This is a genomic window from Streptomyces sp. SudanB182_2057 (assembly GCF_964272715.1).
Lineage (GTDB): Bacteria > Actinomycetota > Actinomycetes > Streptomycetales > Streptomycetaceae > Streptomyces > Streptomyces rubradiris.
In genome coordinates, this window is sequence record NZ_OZ186798.1 from 1277601 (window position 1) to 1293440 (window position 15840).

Below are 15840 nucleotides of genomic sequence, written 5' to 3' on the forward strand. Positions count from 1 at the left end.
GCGGCACGGGCCCGGCCCGAAGGCACCGTCCCGCGCCGCCGCCGTGCCACGCCGCGCCGCCACCGCGTCAGGCCCGCAGCCACTCCGTCACGATCACCTCCGCGCCGGTGCGCAGCCGGAGGGCGAACGGGCCGGTGGGCGGCGGGCCGCCGGTGAACCGGCCGAGGGGGTCGGCGGTGAGCGGGCGGACGTGCCCCGGGCCGCCGAGGAGTTCGATCCGCGCCGACTGCGGCGGCAGCAGCTGGCCGATCAGCCCGTCCCCGGTGACCTCCACGTCCACGGTCACCTCGCCCGCGCGGAAGGTGAGCATGCGCGGTGGGTCCATGGCGCCCCGCACCGGCAGGGCGTCCACGAGCGAGTCGAAGGTCAGCTCGGCGAGCCGGGCGTCCAGGTCGTGCAGCGCGAACGCGTCCAGGGCCGACTGGAGCAGCTCGGCCGGGACCGGGTCCAGCACGGCGGCGGCCTGCCGCAGTTCCTCCTCCAGCAGACCGTCCGCTAGTTCGTCCGGTTCCCCGGGCATCTCCTCGTCCCCGTTCACTGCGCACCTCGCGTGTCCATCCGGGCCCGCAACCGGCGCAGACAGCGCTGGCGCAGCGGGCCGATGCTGCCGACCGCGATGCCGAGCGCGGCCGAGATCTCCCCGTAGCTGGGCGGCGGCGAGGCCATCAGCACGCGCAGCAGCTGCCGGCAGCGCTCGCCCAGTCCGTCCAGTTCCTGCCACAGCCGGCGGACCCGCTCGGCCCGGTCCGCCGCCTCCTCCGAGTCGATCAGCGACTCCTCCGGCGTCCGCTCCTCGCTGGCCCGGTCCAGCACCCGCGGATCGTCGGTCAGGGTCAGCCGGGACAGGCCCTTGAGCACCTTCAGGCACTCGTGCCGGGCCGTACTGGCCAGCCAGGCACCGGCCTTGTCGGGCTCCCGGATACGGCCGAGGTGCTGGGCGAAGCGGAACCACACGGTCTGGAAAACCTCGTGCCCGTCGGCCTCCGAGAGGCGGTGCGCGCGCACCACCGACCACACCAGCGGGCTCAGCCCTTCCACCAGCGCCTTCCAGGCCGCGGCGTCCCCGTCGACGGCGGACCGGACCAGCGCGCCGACCTCTGTTCGGTCCACGACTCCACCCCTTGTGTACGGCACGTCATCGTACGCCGTGCCGCGGAGGGTCCCGGCGCTCATACCGGCAGCGCCGGGGTCGCGGCCGGTACGGGGCGCCACGTGGGCGGGCGGAGCGCCGGAGCGCGCGCCCCACGGACCTCGGCCCGGTCCGCGGTGGCCGCCAGCAGCGCGGCGCCGGCCGCCCGCGGGTCGCGTTCCCGGTACCGGGTCATCCGGTCGGCGACGAGCCCCGCGACCACCGGGGTGGCGAACGAGGTGCCGCTCCACTGCGCCGGCCCCTCGAACATCACCTGGTCCGGTTTCCCGCCCGTGCTCGTCAGGCCCTCGCTCAGCACGCCGGTGTGGGGCGGGTACTGGCAGGTGCACAGGTACGCGTCGGGTCCGAACCGGCAGGAGTCGTAGGTGGAGTGCTGGTAGACGTACGGCACCGGGGCCCGGAAGCCGGTGAGGGCGCTGGTGAGGCGCTCGCCGGGGGCGTACGCCCGTACCCAGGGGCCGTGGTTGCTGAAGCAGGCCCCGCCCTCGCCGTCCGCGCGCAGCGCCCCGACCGACAGCACGCTGCGGGCGTACTCGGGCAGCCCGGCGTAGGCGGCGGGCCAGAACGGGGTGGCGCTGCCGTTGTTGCCGGCCGCGGCGACCAGCAGGGTGCGCTGGTCGCGCAGTTCCCGCATGAACGCCTCCAGTCCGATCAGGCCGTCGGCGTCCTCGCTGGGCGTGCCGGCCGACAGGCTGATGATGTCCGGCCAGCCGTCCCGGTCGACCGCCTCGAACAGCAGCGCGCCGAACTCCGACTCCAGCACGGCGCCCGCGTCGCTGAGCGATCCCCGCACGGTGATGTCGGTGTTGGGCGCGACGGCGGCGAGGATCCCGGCGATGAACGTGCCGTGGCCGACGTACTGGCGCAGCACGCCGTCGGCGTCGGTCTCGGCGCTCTGGACGTCGCCGGTGGTGTGGGCGAGCAGCGGACAGCAACGGTGGTCGTGCACCAGACCGGTGTCGACCACGAGGACGCCGACCGCGGTGGCCGGGTCGTGACGGCCCTCGGCGGGGGCCGGGTTGGCGGATTCGGCGCGCGGGACGGGCACCGGCTCGTCGCCGGGGCAGGCGTTGACCGCGATGTGCATGACGTGGTTGCGTCCGGCCAGCCGGCGGCCCCGCCGGTCCTCGGCCCGCCGGACGGCGTGCAGGGCGTACGGCACGGTGTCCTCGCCCTCGGTCGGGTCGCCGACCCGGATCCGGGTCACGCCGGTGCGGCCCGTCTGCGGGCCCTCGCGGCGTACGTGGTCGGGGACGAGGCCCTGGGTCTCGGTGAAGTGGGTGCGCACGGCGTCCTCGACGAACGGAGCCTCCTCGCCGTCCCGGACGAGGACGACCCCCTTCTCGTAGAGGAGGCCCGCCGTGTCGTCCTCCCCCATGGTCAGCGGGACGTCCGGCAGGGCGCGCTGGATGTGCTGGAACTGCTCGTGGAAACGCTGAGGTGCCACGTGTTGTCCTCCCCCGTAGACGGCGCTACGACAGTTGAGAGTCGCGGGGCCGTCGTCTGATACAGCCGGCTACTACCATGCGAGACGTGACAGCGGGAAGCGAGGCGATTCTCGAACTGCTGCCCATGGTGTTCGCCGACCCGGGCGAGGCCCGGGCGCGGGCCGAACACGTGCTGCGCTCGGGTCCGTCGCCGCTGCACGCGAGCGTCGCCCACCAGGTGCTCGGCATCTGGCAGCGGGACTTCGGTGACCTGCGGATCGCGCTGCGGCACCTGCGGCGGGCCCGGGACCTGGCCGCGCGCGCCGAGTCGGCCGACCGGGAGGCCGACGTGCTCGCGACGCTCGGGGTCGCACTGGTGCACGCGGGGCGCACACGGCAGGGACTCGCCTCGTTCGAGCGGGGGGTGGCCCGGGGCAGCGGGCACACCCGGGCCCGGGTGCTGTACCGGCGGGCCTACGTGTGGTGGGTGCTGGGCCGGCACCGGGAGGCGCTGGAGGACGTGCGGCGGGCGCTGCCGGTGCTGCGCCAGGCCGCCGACGACATCTGGACCGCGCGGGCGCTGACCCTGCGGGCCACCGTCCATCTGGCGCTCGGGGCGGTGGACCGGGCGGTCGCCGACTTCACGGCGGCGGAGCGGCTGTGGGACACCACCGGCCAGGAGCACGACAAGGCGGACGCGGTGGAGAGCCGGGGCCTGGCCGCCTTCCGCTCCGGGGACATCCCGGCGGCACTGCGGCTGCTGGACGAGGCCGAGGAGCGCTACGCCAAGCTGGGCACCCCCACCTACAACCTGTCGATCCGGCGCTGCGAGGTGCTGCGGGCGGCGGGGCTGGCCCCGGAGGCGCTGGCCGAGGCGGACGCGGCGATCGCGGAACTGGACCGGATCGGCGGGCAGTCCACCCGCAAGGCGGAACTGCTGCTGGCCGCCTCCTGGGCCGCCCGCTCGGCGGGGGACGCGCACACCGCCATAGCCCGCGCCGCCGTCGCCGTACGGCTGTTCGCGGCGCAGCGCCGGACCTGGTGGGAGACGCACGCGCGGCTGGTGCTGATCGAGGCGCGGGTGGCGGCCGGGCGCCGGTCGGGGCGGATGGTCGCGGACGCGGCGGCGGTCGCCGAGCGGCTGGCCTCCTTCGGCTCGCCCGCCGCGCCGGAGGCCTCACTGCTGGCCGGCCGGATCGCGCTGGCGCTGGGCTGGACGGCCGACGCGGAACGGCACTTGGCGGTGGCCGCGCGCAGCCGGCACGGCGGACCGCCGCCGGCCCGGGTGACCGGCTGGGCGGCGCAGGCGCTGCGGGCGCGGGCGGCCGGGTCCCGGCGGGGTGTGCTGGAGGCGTGTCGGCGCGGCCTGGACGTGCTGGACGACCACCGGATGACGCTGGGCGCCTCGGAGCTGCGCGCCCACGCGACCGCGCAGGGCGCCGAACTGGCCGCGCTGGCACAGGAGGTGAGCCTGGCGCAGGGCGGTCCGCGGCGACTGCTGGCGTGGAGCGAGCGGTGGCGGGCGACCGTGCTGTCCGCGCCGCCGACCCGGCCGCCGGACGATCCGGCGCTGCTGAGCGGGCTGACCGCCTACCGGGAGATCGCGGCCCGGGCGGAGGCCGCCCGGATGGAGGGCCGCCCGGTGCCGGCGCTGGAGCGCGAACAGCGGCGCCTGGAACGGGAGGTGCGCTCCCGCACCCGGCACATGGGCGGGGCCGCGGCGGGCACCGGGTACCGCTTCGACGTGGACCGGCTGCTGGACCGGCTCGGCGACGGGCGGCTGGTGGAACTGGTCGTGGTCGACGGCCGGGTGCACGCCCTGCTGTGCGGTCAGGGCCGGGTACGGCGGTTCACCGGCGGGTCGCTGGACCAGGCGGTGGCGGAGGCCGGGCATGTGCAGGCCGCGCTGCGGCGGCTGGCGCATCCGGGGGCCGAGGCGCGGCTGCCGCTGGTCGAGGAGGCAGGCCGGCGGCTCCAGGACCTGCTGCTGGCGGGCGCGGTGCCGCATCTGGGGTCCGGCCCGGTGGTGATCGTGCCGCCGGGCGCGCTGCACCAGGTGCCGTGGGCGCTGCTGCCCGCGCTGCGCGAGCGGGTGCTCAGCGTGTCGCCGTCGGCGGGCAGTTGGCTGCGCGCCCGGGAGACGGAGCCGCCGCCGGAGGGCCGGCCGGTGCTGGTGCGCGGCCCGGGTCTGGCGACCGGCGGCGCGGAGGTGCCGGAGCTGGCCGGCCGGTACGGCACGGCGACGGTCCTGGAGGACGACGAGGCGCGGGTGCCCCGGGTGCTGGCGGAGCTGGACGGCGCGGGGCTGGCGCACCTGGCCGCGCACGGCACGTTCCGCGCGGACAGCCCCCTGTTCTCCGCGCTGCGGATGGCGGACGGGCCGCTGATCGTGCACGACTTCGAACGCCTGGCCCGCAGCCCGTACCGGATCATCCTGTCCAGCTGTGAGACGGCGCGCCTGGCCTCGGTCGGCGCGGACGAACTGCTGGGCGTGGTCACGGCGTTGCTGCCGCTGGGCACGGCCGGGGTGGTGGCGAGCAGCGCGCCGGTGAACGACGCGGCGGTGGTGCCGCTGATGCTGGCCCTGCACAAGGGCCTCGGCGCGGGCCTGTCCCTGGCCGAGGCCCTGCGCGACGCCCGCGCCGCCCTGCCGGGCGACGCGGTCCACCAGGCGACGGGCTGGGCCTTCGCGGCGTTCGGGGCGGCCTAGTACTCCAGTCGCGGTTCGCTGTCCCTGCTGGTCAGGGGCGTCTCGCACCGCGGGCGCCTCGGCGGCGGGTGCCACTCCGCCACACTCGGCACGCACCGCGACGGCGACCTGGAGGACCGCCGCCCGGGATCAGCAGCCCTTGCTCGTCCCGGGGCTGTCCTGGTCGTCGACCTCGATGGGGTAGTCGAGGAAGCGCTTGTCGTACAGGATCGCGTCAGCCGAGTAGTCCGTCCTGCGGCTGACCTCGTCGCAGGAGACGGAGGTGGTGAGCGACTTGGTGCCCTTCCAGTTGTTCAGCCGCACCTTGCCGACGGCTATGTAGCTCGTGCCGACGGGCCACTTGGGGCGGCGCAGCGTGACGGTCAGGCTGATGGTGTGCCGTTCCTTGCAGGTGATGGTGGTGCGGGCGTAGAGACGTCCGTTGTGTACGAAGGGGTTCTCCACCGAGAACGGGCAGTCGCTCTTGGTGGAGCCGGCGGCCGTGGCCCGGTCCGCGGCGGAGCCCGCCGAGGCGGTGTCGGACCGGGCCGCCCCGGCGTTCACCACGGTGTCGCGCTCGCCGTCGGCCGCCTCACGGCCGAGGGGCCAGGTGCTGGGCAGGGCGATGGCCCCGCCCAGCAGCGCGCCGGCCACCGCGGTGACGATCAGCGGACGGGCCTTGCGTGAGCGGGTGCTGTGTGCCGTGTGCATGGGCATGCGGATGCTGCTCCGATCGGGGTTGCGGGGATGTGAGCCCGGCGGGTCTTCCCGCCGGGGTGGTGGCCTCTTGGCCGGAGAGGCCGGAGAGGGTCGAGCGGTCACGGTCCCGCCCGGGGCGGGACCGGCGTCCGGGCGCCGGGCGACCGCTCGACGCGGCGGTGGGTGGTGCTCCGTGAGTCAGGTGGGAGCGGACCGACGGTGAGGGCCGGGCCCGGTGGGATCCGTCGGGTCCGGCCGGGCCCGACCCGGCCGGTCCGGCCGCCGACAGCGGCGTGGTCAGCGGTGTGGTCAGCGGTGCGCGAAGAAGGCCTTGGTGACGACGGCGCCGGCGATCGGTACGGGCTCGACACGGATCTTCGGTGTGGCCGCGCTGTTGCCCCAGGGCGTCTTGCCGAAGACGGTCTCCTGCTCCGTGCCGCCCGCGATGACGCCGATCTCGTACCACGTGCCCTTGCCGTTCGGCGCGATCCCGAAGACCTCGACCTGGCTGCGCCGCGGATCGGCGTTCTTGTCGCCCCACAGCTCGTAGGTGAACGCAGGAGTCCTCTTCGACCCGATGAACGCGCACGAGGACAGTCCCACGGACGACTTGCCGACCACGCCGACGGCAGAGCCCTGGCACTTGGGCGCCGTGTCGGACCGGGCGGCCGCGACGTCGGCGATGGTATCGGCGGGCTTCCCCGGGGCGCCGGCGGAGAACAGACCGCCGGAGACGGCCGCGGCGCCGCCGCCGGCGAGCAGGGTGCCGGTGAGGGCCGCGACCACCAGGGGACGGATCCGCCGGGCTCGTGTGCTGCGCATGCTGTTTCCTCCTGTGCTGAAGAGGTGGGTGGGTGCCGGGCAGCCGGGCGCCTGTGTGCGCCGTCCCGGGCTCGTTCCTCGTCTGCCTGCGGCCGTCGACACCGGTGAGCGGCAGAGCGGGCCCGGCATCGCGCGGGGCAGCGCCTTCGACGCGGCGCGGCCCGGTGATGCGGGGCGATGGGCAAGAGCCTCGGGGTGTCCGGCGCACTCGGCAACGGCCTGCGGCGTCCGAGACAGTCCAGGAACGTCCTCCCTGGTCAGCGGTGGTGTCCAGCTCAGTCCGCCGCCGCTTGGGAGGCCGCGACCGGACCGGAAGCAACGCGTCGTCCGCGAAAGGGAGCCAGGGACGCGTAGGGCCGCAACGCCGGCCGGCGGGGAATGGGCGGTGCACGCGGAGGACGGGAGCCGCTCGGCGACGGACGCGGGAGCCGCCCCGTGGCCCGGCCTCAGGGGCCGATGCCGATGAGTCCGGAGGGGACCGCGGTCTGCCCCGCGGACCGTGGGCGTCCGGTGTGCGCCAACGGCAAGAGTCCCGTTGCCGACCAGGGGCCCGCGAGCGTGCATGCCCCTTCTCCCGTCCAAAGGGCGGCTTCTCCCGTCCAAAGGGCGACGCGTGGCCCGCCCGCCCCCGCCCGGCAACGGCTGCCGCAGCCGGCCGATGCCGGGCGCAGACGTCCGCCCGGCCGGGCCGCAGGACCCGGCGAGCCGGTCGGGCGCGGATCCCGGGCACGGCCGTCGGCTGCTTCCTGCCGCTCGCGGGCCCAGGGGCAACAGGCCGTCAGAAGAGCCGCACGGCCCTTCTGACCTGCATGGACAGGCCTGGACTGTCCCGGACGCCTGAGGATCTGGCGAGACACCGACCCGGCGCAACAGCCTCCTTGCGGGCCGCGCATCCCGGCCCGGCCCGTCGAAGGAGGTTGTGATGGCATCTCAGACCCTGCTCCCGCCCCCGCGGCGAACCCCCCGGAAGCAGACCGCGCCGAAGACGGCACCGAAGACACCCCGGCCGGCACCGGCGTCGCACCGGAGGCCTCGCGGTGCCGGTGCGGGCGGGAGAAAGGGCCACCGCGTCGTGGCGGGCGTGGCGGGGCTGGCCGTGGCGTTCGTACTCTCGCTGCTGGCGGGCGTGCTGCTGGCCGTGCACGGCCCGTCGGGCTCGCCGTCGGCCGACCGGCCGGCGGTCGCCCTGCAGCCGGAAGGGCCGTCCGCGCCCGAGCCCGCGCGGACGAAGCCCACCGAGACCACCGAGACCGCCGAACCCGCCGAGGAGGACACGACGGACGCCAGGTCCGTGAAGGTCGAGAAGGTCACGCTGCGGCCCGGTGACTCGCTCTGGGCACTGGCCCGCACCCACGGCACGAGCGTGAAGGCGTTGCAGCAGCTGAACGACCTGGGTTCGACGACGCTGATCTACGCCGGACGGACGCTTCAGGTGCCCGCTCAGCCGGACTCCTCCCCCTCCGTTCGGCAGTCGAAGGCCGCACCGTCGGCGCCCGCGCAGCGGCCGGACGGACGGCCCGGCGTCCGGTCCGCGGACAAGCCCGCCAAGCCCACCAAGCCCACCAAGCCCGCCAAGCGGGCCGCGCCGGTGCCGAACGCCGTCGTCGCCTACGCCAAGGGGCAACAGGGCAAGCCCTACGTCTGGGGCGGCACCGGACCCCGCGGCTTCGACTGCTCCGGCCTGGTGATGCGGGCCTGGCAGGCGGCCGGGGTGACGCTGCCGCGCACCACGTGGGACCAGATCCACGCCGGGACCGCCACCACCCGGGGCCGCCTGGTCCCCGGCGACCTCGTCCTGTCCTACGGAGGCGGCCACGTCGGGCTGTACATCGGCAACGGACAGATCATCCACGCCCCCAAGCCCGGCACCACCGTCACCACCGCCCCCCTCCCCGCCCCCGGCAACGTCGTCGCCTACCGCCACATACGGCCATGAACGGCGTGAACGACTCGAAAGGGCAGTACGGATGACGCGGCATCAGGCAGCTGGGGACACCCCGCCCCGGAACCCGGCCGGACAACGTTGGAGAACGGCACTGATGTACGGATCACCGGCCTTTAAGCTTCCTTGGTACTCACGAGACAAGGGAGCGGTGATGGAGCGGGGGCCCGATCCGGCAGCGGCGCAGAGCCCTGCGGAGTTCATGGAACTGATGCGGCTGTTACGCCGCTGGGCGGACCTGAGTTACCGGCAGCTGGAGCGCAACGCCGCCGACGCCGGTGACGTCCTGCCCCGCGCGACGATCTCCGCCGCCCTCAGCCGGAACGACCTGCCCCGCGAGGAGCTCCTGGCCGCCTACGTACGGGCCTGTGGCGCCGACGACGACACGGTGTCCGCCTGGCTCGACGCCCGCCGCCGCCTGTCCATCTCCCCCGTCGGCACACCGCCGCCCGCACCTGCTGAGGACTCGCGGACCGCGGTTCCGGCCGACGACGACACCCCACCAGGGACACCCCAGGGCGACAAGGAAGCCCCCGACGAGGAGCAGGCCCCGGCCACCGGTCCGGCCGGCGCAGCGGACTCCGGGCCGGCCGACGACGACACCAGTCCCCCGCGCGCTCAGTCGAACCGGCGACGGCACGGGCCGCTGGTCGCGATCACCGCCCTGACCGTCGCCGGAGTCCTGACTCTCGCGCTCTGGCCCCACGACGACCGCGCCGACGACAACCGCGCGGACAGCGCCCCCTCGAGCGCCCCGCCCTCGGGCACCGCGCCCCGCGCGCAGTCCGAGCAGCCCACCGCCTCGCCCACCGCAAGCCGTACGGTCACCGCCGAGGATCCCGTCTCCCCCGTCGCCTCGCCGGACCGGCACGAGGAGAAGACATCCTCCCGCGCCGGCTCCCCACCCGCCTCCGCACAGACGCCGGTTCCCGCCCGGCTGCCGGCCACCGGCTGGACCAGCATCCATCCCGCGTCCTCCGCCTCCCTGTGTCTGACCGAGGGCCGCGAACGCAACGGGCGCACCGACCGGGAGATCGCCGTCCAGCACCCCTGCGCCGACGCCCCGCTGCCCCGCGTCTACCTCCAGAAGCTGGGGCGGCATACCTACCGCATCCAGTGGCACCACCCCGACGCCGACAAGGGCATCGGCTGCCTCACCGTCGACGACGGCTCCACCTCCCCCGGCACCCTGCTCTCCCCCGCTCCCTGTGCGGACAGCGACAGCCAGACGTTCCGCCTGGAGGCCTCCGGCGGCGGCTTCCGGCTCCGGCCGCTGCACAGCGGCCTGTGCGTGGGCTTCCTCCCCCCGGCCACGGACGGCGCCGAGGCCGTACAGACCGCATGCACCGGAGGCTCCGCCCAGGCCTTCACCTTCACCGCGGGCTGAGACGGCGCGGGGCCGCTGACGCTCCGGGCGGCCGGGCGGGTTGTGCCGTGAGGCCGGGGGGAGGACGGCTCGCGGCACACCGCCACCACCACCGACCGCCCTCCACCATCGGCGGCTCACCACGGGCAGCGGCCTCCACAGTCCGGCGGGCGGCCGGGCGCTTCGGCCGCGCCGACGGCACTCGGCGGAACGGGCGCCCGCCAGGCGTGCGCGGTCGGGGCGCGCTGAGCAGGAGCCTGTACGCGGGCGGTGCGGTCACCCACCCCCATATAGGTATCTTGACATAGCTATACTCGTGGACCTACGCTGCTCTCATGCCCGAGACCAGCGCGTCCGCCCAGGACATCGACCGCGTAGCCGCCGGGCTCGTGGCATGTCTGCCGGCGCTGGCCCGGGCCATGGAACGGCGGATCGGGCCGGACTTCCCGCATCCGAAGCCGCCGGAGGCGCAGCTCGCACTGCTGCGTCATGTCGCGTCCCATGACGGCGTCACCGTCCGCAGGGCCGCAGAGGCTCTGCTGATGAAGCCCAACAACGTCAGCGCCCTGGTCACACAGCTGACCGAGCAGGGCCTGCTGGAGCGCCGACAGGACCCCGAGGACAAGCGCATCGCGCATCTGCACCTCACCGCGGCCTCCCGGCAGCAGCTGGTGGAGGTCCAGCGCCTCATGGGCGACCAGGTCGCCCGGGTGCTGCACACGATGACCGACGGCGAGCTCGACGCCCTCGGCTCGGCGCTGTCCTCCCTGCAGGAGCTGAACGAGCGCCTTCACCCCGCCAACGGCTGACCGCGTACGGGCCCGGCCCGTACGCGGCACCGGCGGGCGCCCGTCTCCGCCTCTTCCGCCTTCCATCACCTTCTCTCACCCTTTCTCCCGACCGTGTCCGGGCGCACCCGCGCCGGAACACGGCCGGTCATCCCGCGCGGACGCGCACAGGCGTACGCCGCGGTCCGTCCCTCCACCTCCCCCTGTCTGACCGAGGAATCACCAGCGCATGCCCCCCGAAGTACTGAACTCCGCTGCCCCGCACGATCGTTCGGCGCGCACGACAGAACCGAGCGGCCGCCGGGCCAACCCGTGGCTGACCCTCGTCGCCGTCGCCTTCGGCCTGTTCATGGTCGGCCTGGACGGCTCGGTCGTCTCGATCGCCAACCCGGAGATCGGCCGGGACCTGAACGCCTCCACCGCCGACCTGCAGTGGGTCACCAACGCCTACCTGCTCGCCCTCGCCGCCGCCCTCATCCTGGGCGGCAAGCTCGGCGACCGCTTCGGCCGCCGCACCTTCTACCTGATCGGCGTCGCCGGCTTCACCCTCGCCTCCGTCGCCATCGGCGTGGCCGGGTCCATCGAAGGCGTCGTCGTCTTCCGCGCCTTCCAGGGCTTCTTCGGGGCGCTGCTGATGCCCAACACCCTCGGCATGCTGCGCGCCGTCTTCCCGCCGAAGAAGTTCGGCATGGCCGTGGGCATCTGGGCCATGGTGTCATCGGTCTCGACGGCGCTCGGTCCGATCGTGGGCGGCCTGCTCGTCGAGCACGTCAACTGGGAGTCCGTCTTCTACATCAACGCCCCCATCGGCGTCATCGCGCTCGTCTTCAGCATGGCGGTCCTGCCGCAGAGCAAGAACACCGCGGCGGGGCGGGAGAAGTTCGACATCCCCGGCGTCGTGCTGCTCGCGCTCGGCCTGCTCGCCGTCGTCTTCGGCGTCGTCAAGGGCGAGACGTGGGGCTGGACCTCGGCAGGCACCCTGGGCGCCATCGGCGCGGGCGCCGTGATCCTGCTGTTCTTCGGCTGGTACGAGACCCGCGTGGCGCACCCGCTCCTGCCCATGCGTCTCTTCCGCAACCCGGCGCTGACCATCGGTACCGTCATCACCGCCCTGAACTTCTTCATCCTGCTCGGCGTGATCTTCTTCGTGATGCTGTACCTGCAGAACGTGCGGGGCTTCACCCCCGTCGAGTCCGGTGTGCGCACCCTGCCGCTCAGCCTCGCCTCCGTGGTCGCCTCCCCGCTGGGCGCCGCGCTCACCGAGCGGTTCGGCCCGCGCCTGACGATGCCGCTCGGCATGGCCCTCCAGGCCGTCGCCTGCTTCACGATGCTCGGCTGGAGTGCGGATTCCTCGTACGCCCTGATGTGGCCGCCGTTCATCGCGCTCGGCCTCGGCGTCGGCATGGTGATGGCGTCCTCGTCCGACGCCATCGTCGGCAACGCTCCGGTCAAGGACGGCGGGGTCGCGGGTGGTCTGCAGGCCACCGCCCTGCAGGTCGGCGGCGCGCTCGGCACGTCCGTCCTGGTCTCCCTCATCAGCGGCCGGGTCGGCTCGACCCTGAACGGGGAACTGGTCTCCTCCGGCGTGCCCGCCGGTGCGGCCGGTGCACTGTCCGAGGCGAAGGACGCGGTGGCCATGGGCGTCGCCCCGGTCTCCGGCGACATGCCCGCCTCGTTCAAGTCGGCGGTCGTCGAAGGCAGCCACCAGGCGTTCATGAACGGCGTGCACAGCGCCGTGCTGGTCTCCGGCGTCCTGTGTGTGGTCGGCGCTCTGCTCGCCGTCGCAGGCGTACGGCGCACCCCGGAGACGGCCCGTCACTGACTCCGGCGAGCCCCGGCGAGCCGACGGCCTTGCTCAGCCCTCAAGAGGTGCCACTGGGGGTGCGGAGGTCGGTCGGCTCGCGGTGCGCGACGTCGAGAAGCGTCGCGCGCCCGACCGTAACCAGGGCCGGCGTGCCGGGCGTCCTGCCAGCGGCGGGTCGTCCGTGCCCGTCGGACAGACCTGTGCACGGCGATGACCGCGCCGACGAGGTCGACGAAGGCATCGCGCCAGGTTCCGTCGGGTCCGGGCCGACCGTACCTCCCGGGTCAGCACCCGTCGACGGCCACCGAGCGAGTGGCGTCGGCTCCTGGGCCGCCCGTCATCCGAGCCAGGAAGACGGAAAGACCCGACTGCGTACTCGTACTCGTGCAGTCGGCGCTCGGCCCTTGCGGGAGACCCCCAGGTGGTCCGGACCGGACCGAGTACCGAGTCCACCGACCGCTCGGCAGCCCGCACGGCCGCACGGCCGCACGGCCGCACGGCCGCAGGATGAGGGGCCTTGATCGCGTCGGTCACCACTGCCGTCCCCACTCGGAGAGTGACCACGGGACCTTGCCGGTGCAGGCCGACGGCCGCCGAGCCGGTCATCGAACCGCTCCCGTGGTGTGCAGCGCGGTGATCTCATCGGCCGAGTAACCGGCCTCGGTGAGAACCTCGTCGGTGTGCTGACCGAGCGGGGGGGGGCGGCTGTGCGCATCGTGACCGGGGTGCCGCTGAGCTTAAAAGGCGACCCGGTCGTGCGCAGTCGTCCGATGGTGGGGTGGTCCGACTCAGTCATCGTGCTGCGGACTCGCGCCTCCGGGCTCCCCAGTGCCTGGGCCACTGTGGCGATCGGCGCGCAGGGAACGCCGACTGCCTTGAGCAGCTTCGCCCACTCTTCCCGACCGCGGCTCAGCGGCGAGGCGGTCCGCCCGGCCCAGGCCGACGACTTGGCCGCCGTACTGAACTGGCCGCACACCCGTGCTGAGGACCTCGACCTCGCTGTTGTGACGTAAGCCTAGGTGGCCTGACCCGACTCGTCGGTCAGAGCGGCCGCGGTCAAGGTGAGGTGCTGGACCAGGACCGCGGCCGCGGTGTCGGCGTCGCGGGCCAGCACCGCCTCCTCCAGCCTGCGGTGTTCCTTGGCGCCGTCCCGGCCGGGGTTGCGGTGCGCCGACCAACGGCGGGCCAGCTCACTCGCGGTCCACAACCGGTCGAAGGTTTCCAGCAGTGCGCGGTTGCCACACCCCTCCAGCAATGTGCGGTGGAAGACTCTGTGAGCTTCGGCCCACGCGGCGGTGTAGTACTCGCCCTCCTCCGGCGCGTATGCCGGAGTGCGCGCCAGACGATGGTGGGCAGCCCGCACGCGGGCCTCCCAGTCGACGTCGCCGCGCTCGATGGACATGCGCAGTACCACCGGTTCGACGGTCCGGCGGGCTTCCGCGATCTCCTGCCAGCGGCTGTCGGAGAAGGACGGGACGGCGAAACCGCGGTTGGGCAGCCGGTCCGCGAGCCCCTCGCCGACCACCCGCACGAGCGCCTCGCGCACCACCGCCAGGCTCACGCCCTGTTCCTTGGCCAGTTCCTGCGGCTTGAGAGGGGCGCCAGGGGGGTGGTCCCCGCGCATGATCGCGTTTCGTAGGTGTGCGTAGACCTGCTCGGAGAGCATCTGCTTCCCCGACGGGGTCGAGGAGCGCGCCGTCTGAGTCATGAGCCAACCCTAGACGATCCCTCAAATAATCGATTATCTTTGTTATTGTCGATTCGGCAGTCGATCAGGACATGCTCGTCCGGGAAGGAGCGACCGCCGCGCCTGCCAACGCCCCCTTCGCCCACCTCCCCGTGGCGGCCTCGTTCACCGTCACCAGCACCACCGTCACCGACGGCACCGCGCGGCCGCCCGAGCAGCACCCCTCCGGCCTGCACGACGAGCGAGAAGGACACATCCCCACAGCCGTCCTGGGGCGGCGCCCCGGACGGCACCGAGCGCTATGCCGTCACCGTCTACGGCCCTGACGCCACACCGGCCGTCCTCGGCTTCACCACGGCCGGTCACACCCTTGGACGCGCGGTGTTGACCGCCACCGTCGAAACACCCGCCTGACAGCGCCATCCGACTCCCGGAGACACCACCGCCATGCCTCTCGACGCCCTTCCCGACGACGCCCGTACCGGTGACGGCCCGATGGACCTGAAAGCCGTCCGTGGCGTCAGCCGCGCCATCAGTGACGCTCACCTGTTCGTATATCTCGTCCCCGAGACCGCCGAGGAGGCGGCCGGGCTCGGCGTGACCGACCGCGGGCCGGCGTATCTGGCCTTCCGGTCGGCTGCGATGGGCGCGGTTCCGTGGCAGGTCACGCTCGCGGCCTTCTACAACTTCAGCCCGCGGGCAGTGCGGGCCATGGCGGGCGTATGGGACGTCGCGCCACCCGAGCGGTGGCAGGCCGCCCGCTTCTCGGCCGTCGGCCGTGCGATGCGGCGCGTCGACGCACATCTCACCGACGACCACCTTGCCGAGGCGCGCGCGCTGATCGACCCGGTCGTCGCCGGCGCCGACTACGCCGGCAAGGTGCTGGCCGCCGCCAACGCCTCGGTCGCACTTCCCCACGATCCTCTCGTCGCGCTCTGGCAGCAGATCACGGTGGCGCGCGAGTGGCGCGGCGACGCCCATCTCGTCGTACTCGCCGACAACGGCCTCGGGCCGTGCGACTGTCTCGTTCTGCACACCGCGACCGGCCGCCTCCCGGCAGCTCTGGCGCGAGCGACCCGCCAGTGGGACGACGAGGAGTGGAGCGCGGCGACGGCACGCCTCGTCGCGCGCGGCTGGCTCGACTCCCACGGCGTGATCACCGACGCCGGCACTGCGGCACGCGAGCGCATCGAAGTGGAAACGGACGAGCACTGCGCCGCACTATGGGCACCGATCGGCAACGCAGGCGCCCGCCGCCTCGCCTCGCTCATCGCGCCGATCACCAACGCGTTCACCGCCGCAGGGACGTTTCAGGCCGTTCGCGGACAGTCTGAGACCGCATGAACGGTCCTTTGCGCGAGCACGATCGATTACGCCCACTGCTCGCCCCTCGGGCAGGAATGCGACTCCCAGTTGGACGTGCTCAGCAAGCACGGCATTCCGAGCGACAAAGTCAGTACTCGACG

The 15840-nt window shown here is 73.9% G+C and carries 13 protein-coding genes and 1 pseudogene; 7 read left to right on the forward strand and 7 right to left on the reverse strand.

The window, feature by feature from the left end; all coding sequences use genetic code 11:
• Window positions 1-67: 67 nt before the first annotated feature.
• Genes ACSURM_RS05215 through ACSURM_RS05225 form a run of 3 tightly spaced genes read right to left on the reverse strand, consistent with a single transcriptional unit; the run spans window position 68 to window position 2597 of the window.
• Window positions 68-520 carry a hypothetical protein gene (locus ACSURM_RS05215; RefSeq protein ID WP_359042969.1) on the reverse strand — a complete coding sequence of 151 codons (453 nt, stop codon included), beginning with the start codon at window positions 518-520 and terminating at the stop codon, window positions 68-70.
• A 14-nt stretch (window positions 521-534) separates the two neighbouring features.
• The gene (locus ACSURM_RS05220) at window positions 535-1173 is read right to left on the reverse strand and encodes an RNA polymerase sigma factor (RefSeq protein ID WP_359042855.1); all 639 of its coding nucleotides are present in this window, start codon (window positions 1171-1173) and stop codon (window positions 535-537) included.
• The gene (locus ACSURM_RS05225; RefSeq protein WP_436953770.1) at window positions 1170-2597 is read right to left on the reverse strand and encodes a S8/S53 family peptidase; all 1428 of its coding nucleotides are present in this window, start codon (window positions 2595-2597) and stop codon (window positions 1170-1172) included. The genes ACSURM_RS05220 and ACSURM_RS05225 overlap by 4 nt, the downstream gene beginning before the upstream one ends.
• Window positions 2598-2674: 77 nt before the next feature.
• On the opposite strand from ACSURM_RS05225, the gene ACSURM_RS05230 reads away from it, so the two are divergent.
• Window positions 2675-5287 (forward strand): CHAT domain-containing protein, encoded by a 2613-nt coding sequence (locus ACSURM_RS05230; RefSeq protein ID WP_436953771.1) that lies wholly within the window; start codon window positions 2675-2677, stop codon window positions 5285-5287.
• Window positions 5288-5416: 129 nt separating this feature from the next.
• Here the strand turns inward: ACSURM_RS05230 and ACSURM_RS05235 are convergent, their stop codons facing one another.
• Together ACSURM_RS05235 and ACSURM_RS05240 are read right to left on the reverse strand one after the other, a co-directional pair.
• Window positions 5417-5983: a hypothetical protein gene (locus tag ACSURM_RS05235; protein ID WP_436953772.1), complete on the reverse strand. Its 567-nt coding sequence runs from the start codon at window positions 5981-5983 to the stop codon at window positions 5417-5419.
• A gap of 291 nt (window positions 5984-6274) precedes the next feature.
• Window positions 6275-6787, reverse strand: coding sequence for a hypothetical protein (locus tag ACSURM_RS05240; RefSeq protein ID WP_436953773.1), 513 nt, complete (start codon window positions 6785-6787; stop codon window positions 6275-6277).
• Between the two features lie 1096 nt (window positions 6788-7883).
• On the opposite strand from ACSURM_RS05240, the gene ACSURM_RS05245 reads away from it, so the two are divergent.
• From ACSURM_RS05245 to ACSURM_RS05260, 4 genes are all read left to right on the forward strand, one after another.
• Window positions 7884-8723, forward strand: coding sequence for a C40 family peptidase (locus ACSURM_RS05245; protein WP_436953774.1), 840 nt, complete (start codon window positions 7884-7886; stop codon window positions 8721-8723).
• A gap of 160 nt (window positions 8724-8883) precedes the next feature.
• The gene (locus ACSURM_RS05250; RefSeq protein ID WP_436953775.1) at window positions 8884-10116 is read left to right on the forward strand and encodes an RICIN domain-containing protein; all 1233 of its coding nucleotides are present in this window, start codon (window positions 8884-8886) and stop codon (window positions 10114-10116) included.
• 314 nt (window positions 10117-10430) lie between these two features.
• Complete coding sequence (locus tag ACSURM_RS05255; RefSeq protein WP_436953776.1) at window positions 10431-10904, forward strand: MarR family winged helix-turn-helix transcriptional regulator; 474 nt, start codon at window positions 10431-10433, stop codon at window positions 10902-10904.
• A gap of 208 nt (window positions 10905-11112) precedes the next feature.
• Window positions 11113-12705, forward strand: a complete 1593-nt coding sequence (locus ACSURM_RS05260) for an MFS transporter (protein WP_436953777.1) — start codon at window positions 11113-11115, stop codon at window positions 12703-12705.
• A 319-nt stretch (window positions 12706-13024) separates the two neighbouring features.
• On the opposite strand, the gene ACSURM_RS05265 is transcribed toward ACSURM_RS05260, so the two are convergent.
• Entirely contained in the window at window positions 13025-13663 is a 639-nt protein-coding gene (locus ACSURM_RS05265) for a CoA transferase (protein ID WP_436953778.1), read from the reverse strand.
• Between the two features lie 39 nt (window positions 13664-13702).
• Window positions 13703-14395: a GntR family transcriptional regulator gene (locus ACSURM_RS05270; protein ID WP_436953779.1), complete on the reverse strand. Its 693-nt coding sequence runs from the start codon at window positions 14393-14395 to the stop codon at window positions 13703-13705.
• Window positions 14396-14466: 71 nt separating this feature from the next.
• Between ACSURM_RS05270 and ACSURM_RS05275 the strand changes: the two are divergent.
• Window positions 14467-14788 (forward strand): annotated as a pseudogene (locus tag ACSURM_RS05275) (hypothetical protein).
• Between the two features lie 33 nt (window positions 14789-14821).
• On the forward strand, window positions 14822-15718 hold the full coding sequence (locus ACSURM_RS05280; protein ID WP_436953780.1) for an SCO6745 family protein: 897 nt from the start codon (window positions 14822-14824) through the stop codon (window positions 15716-15718).
• Window positions 15719-15840 lie beyond the last annotated feature (122 nt).

Excerpts from the sequence above, each read along its gene's own strand:
- ACSURM_RS05255 (WP_436953776.1), top strand. The coding sequence starts at position 10,431 with ATGCCCGAGACCAGCGCGTCCGCCCAGGACATCGACCGCGTAGCCGCC.
- ACSURM_RS05260 (WP_436953777.1), top strand. The coding sequence starts at position 11,113 with ATGCCCCCCGAAGTACTGAACTCCGCTGCCCCGCACGATCGTTCGGCG.
- ACSURM_RS05215 (WP_359042969.1), bottom strand. The coding sequence starts at position 520 with ATGCCCGGGGAACCGGACGAACTAGCGGACGGTCTGCTGGAGGAGGAA.
- ACSURM_RS05230 (WP_436953771.1), top strand. The coding sequence starts at position 2,675 with ATGCGAGACGTGACAGCGGGAAGCGAGGCGATTCTCGAACTGCTGCCC.
- ACSURM_RS05240 (WP_436953773.1), bottom strand. The coding sequence starts at position 6,787 with ATGCGCAGCACACGAGCCCGGCGGATCCGTCCCCTGGTGGTCGCGGCC.
- ACSURM_RS05280 (WP_436953780.1), top strand. The coding sequence starts at position 14,822 with ATGCCTCTCGACGCCCTTCCCGACGACGCCCGTACCGGTGACGGCCCG.
- ACSURM_RS05250 (WP_436953775.1), top strand. The coding sequence starts at position 8,884 with ATGGAGCGGGGGCCCGATCCGGCAGCGGCGCAGAGCCCTGCGGAGTTC.
- ACSURM_RS05220 (WP_359042855.1), bottom strand. The coding sequence starts at position 1,173 with ATGAGCGCCGGGACCCTCCGCGGCACGGCGTACGATGACGTGCCGTAC.
- ACSURM_RS05235 (WP_436953772.1), bottom strand. The coding sequence starts at position 5,983 with ATGCCCATGCACACGGCACACAGCACCCGCTCACGCAAGGCCCGTCCG.
- ACSURM_RS05270 (WP_436953779.1), bottom strand. The coding sequence starts at position 14,395 with ATGACTCAGACGGCGCGCTCCTCGACCCCGTCGGGGAAGCAGATGCTC.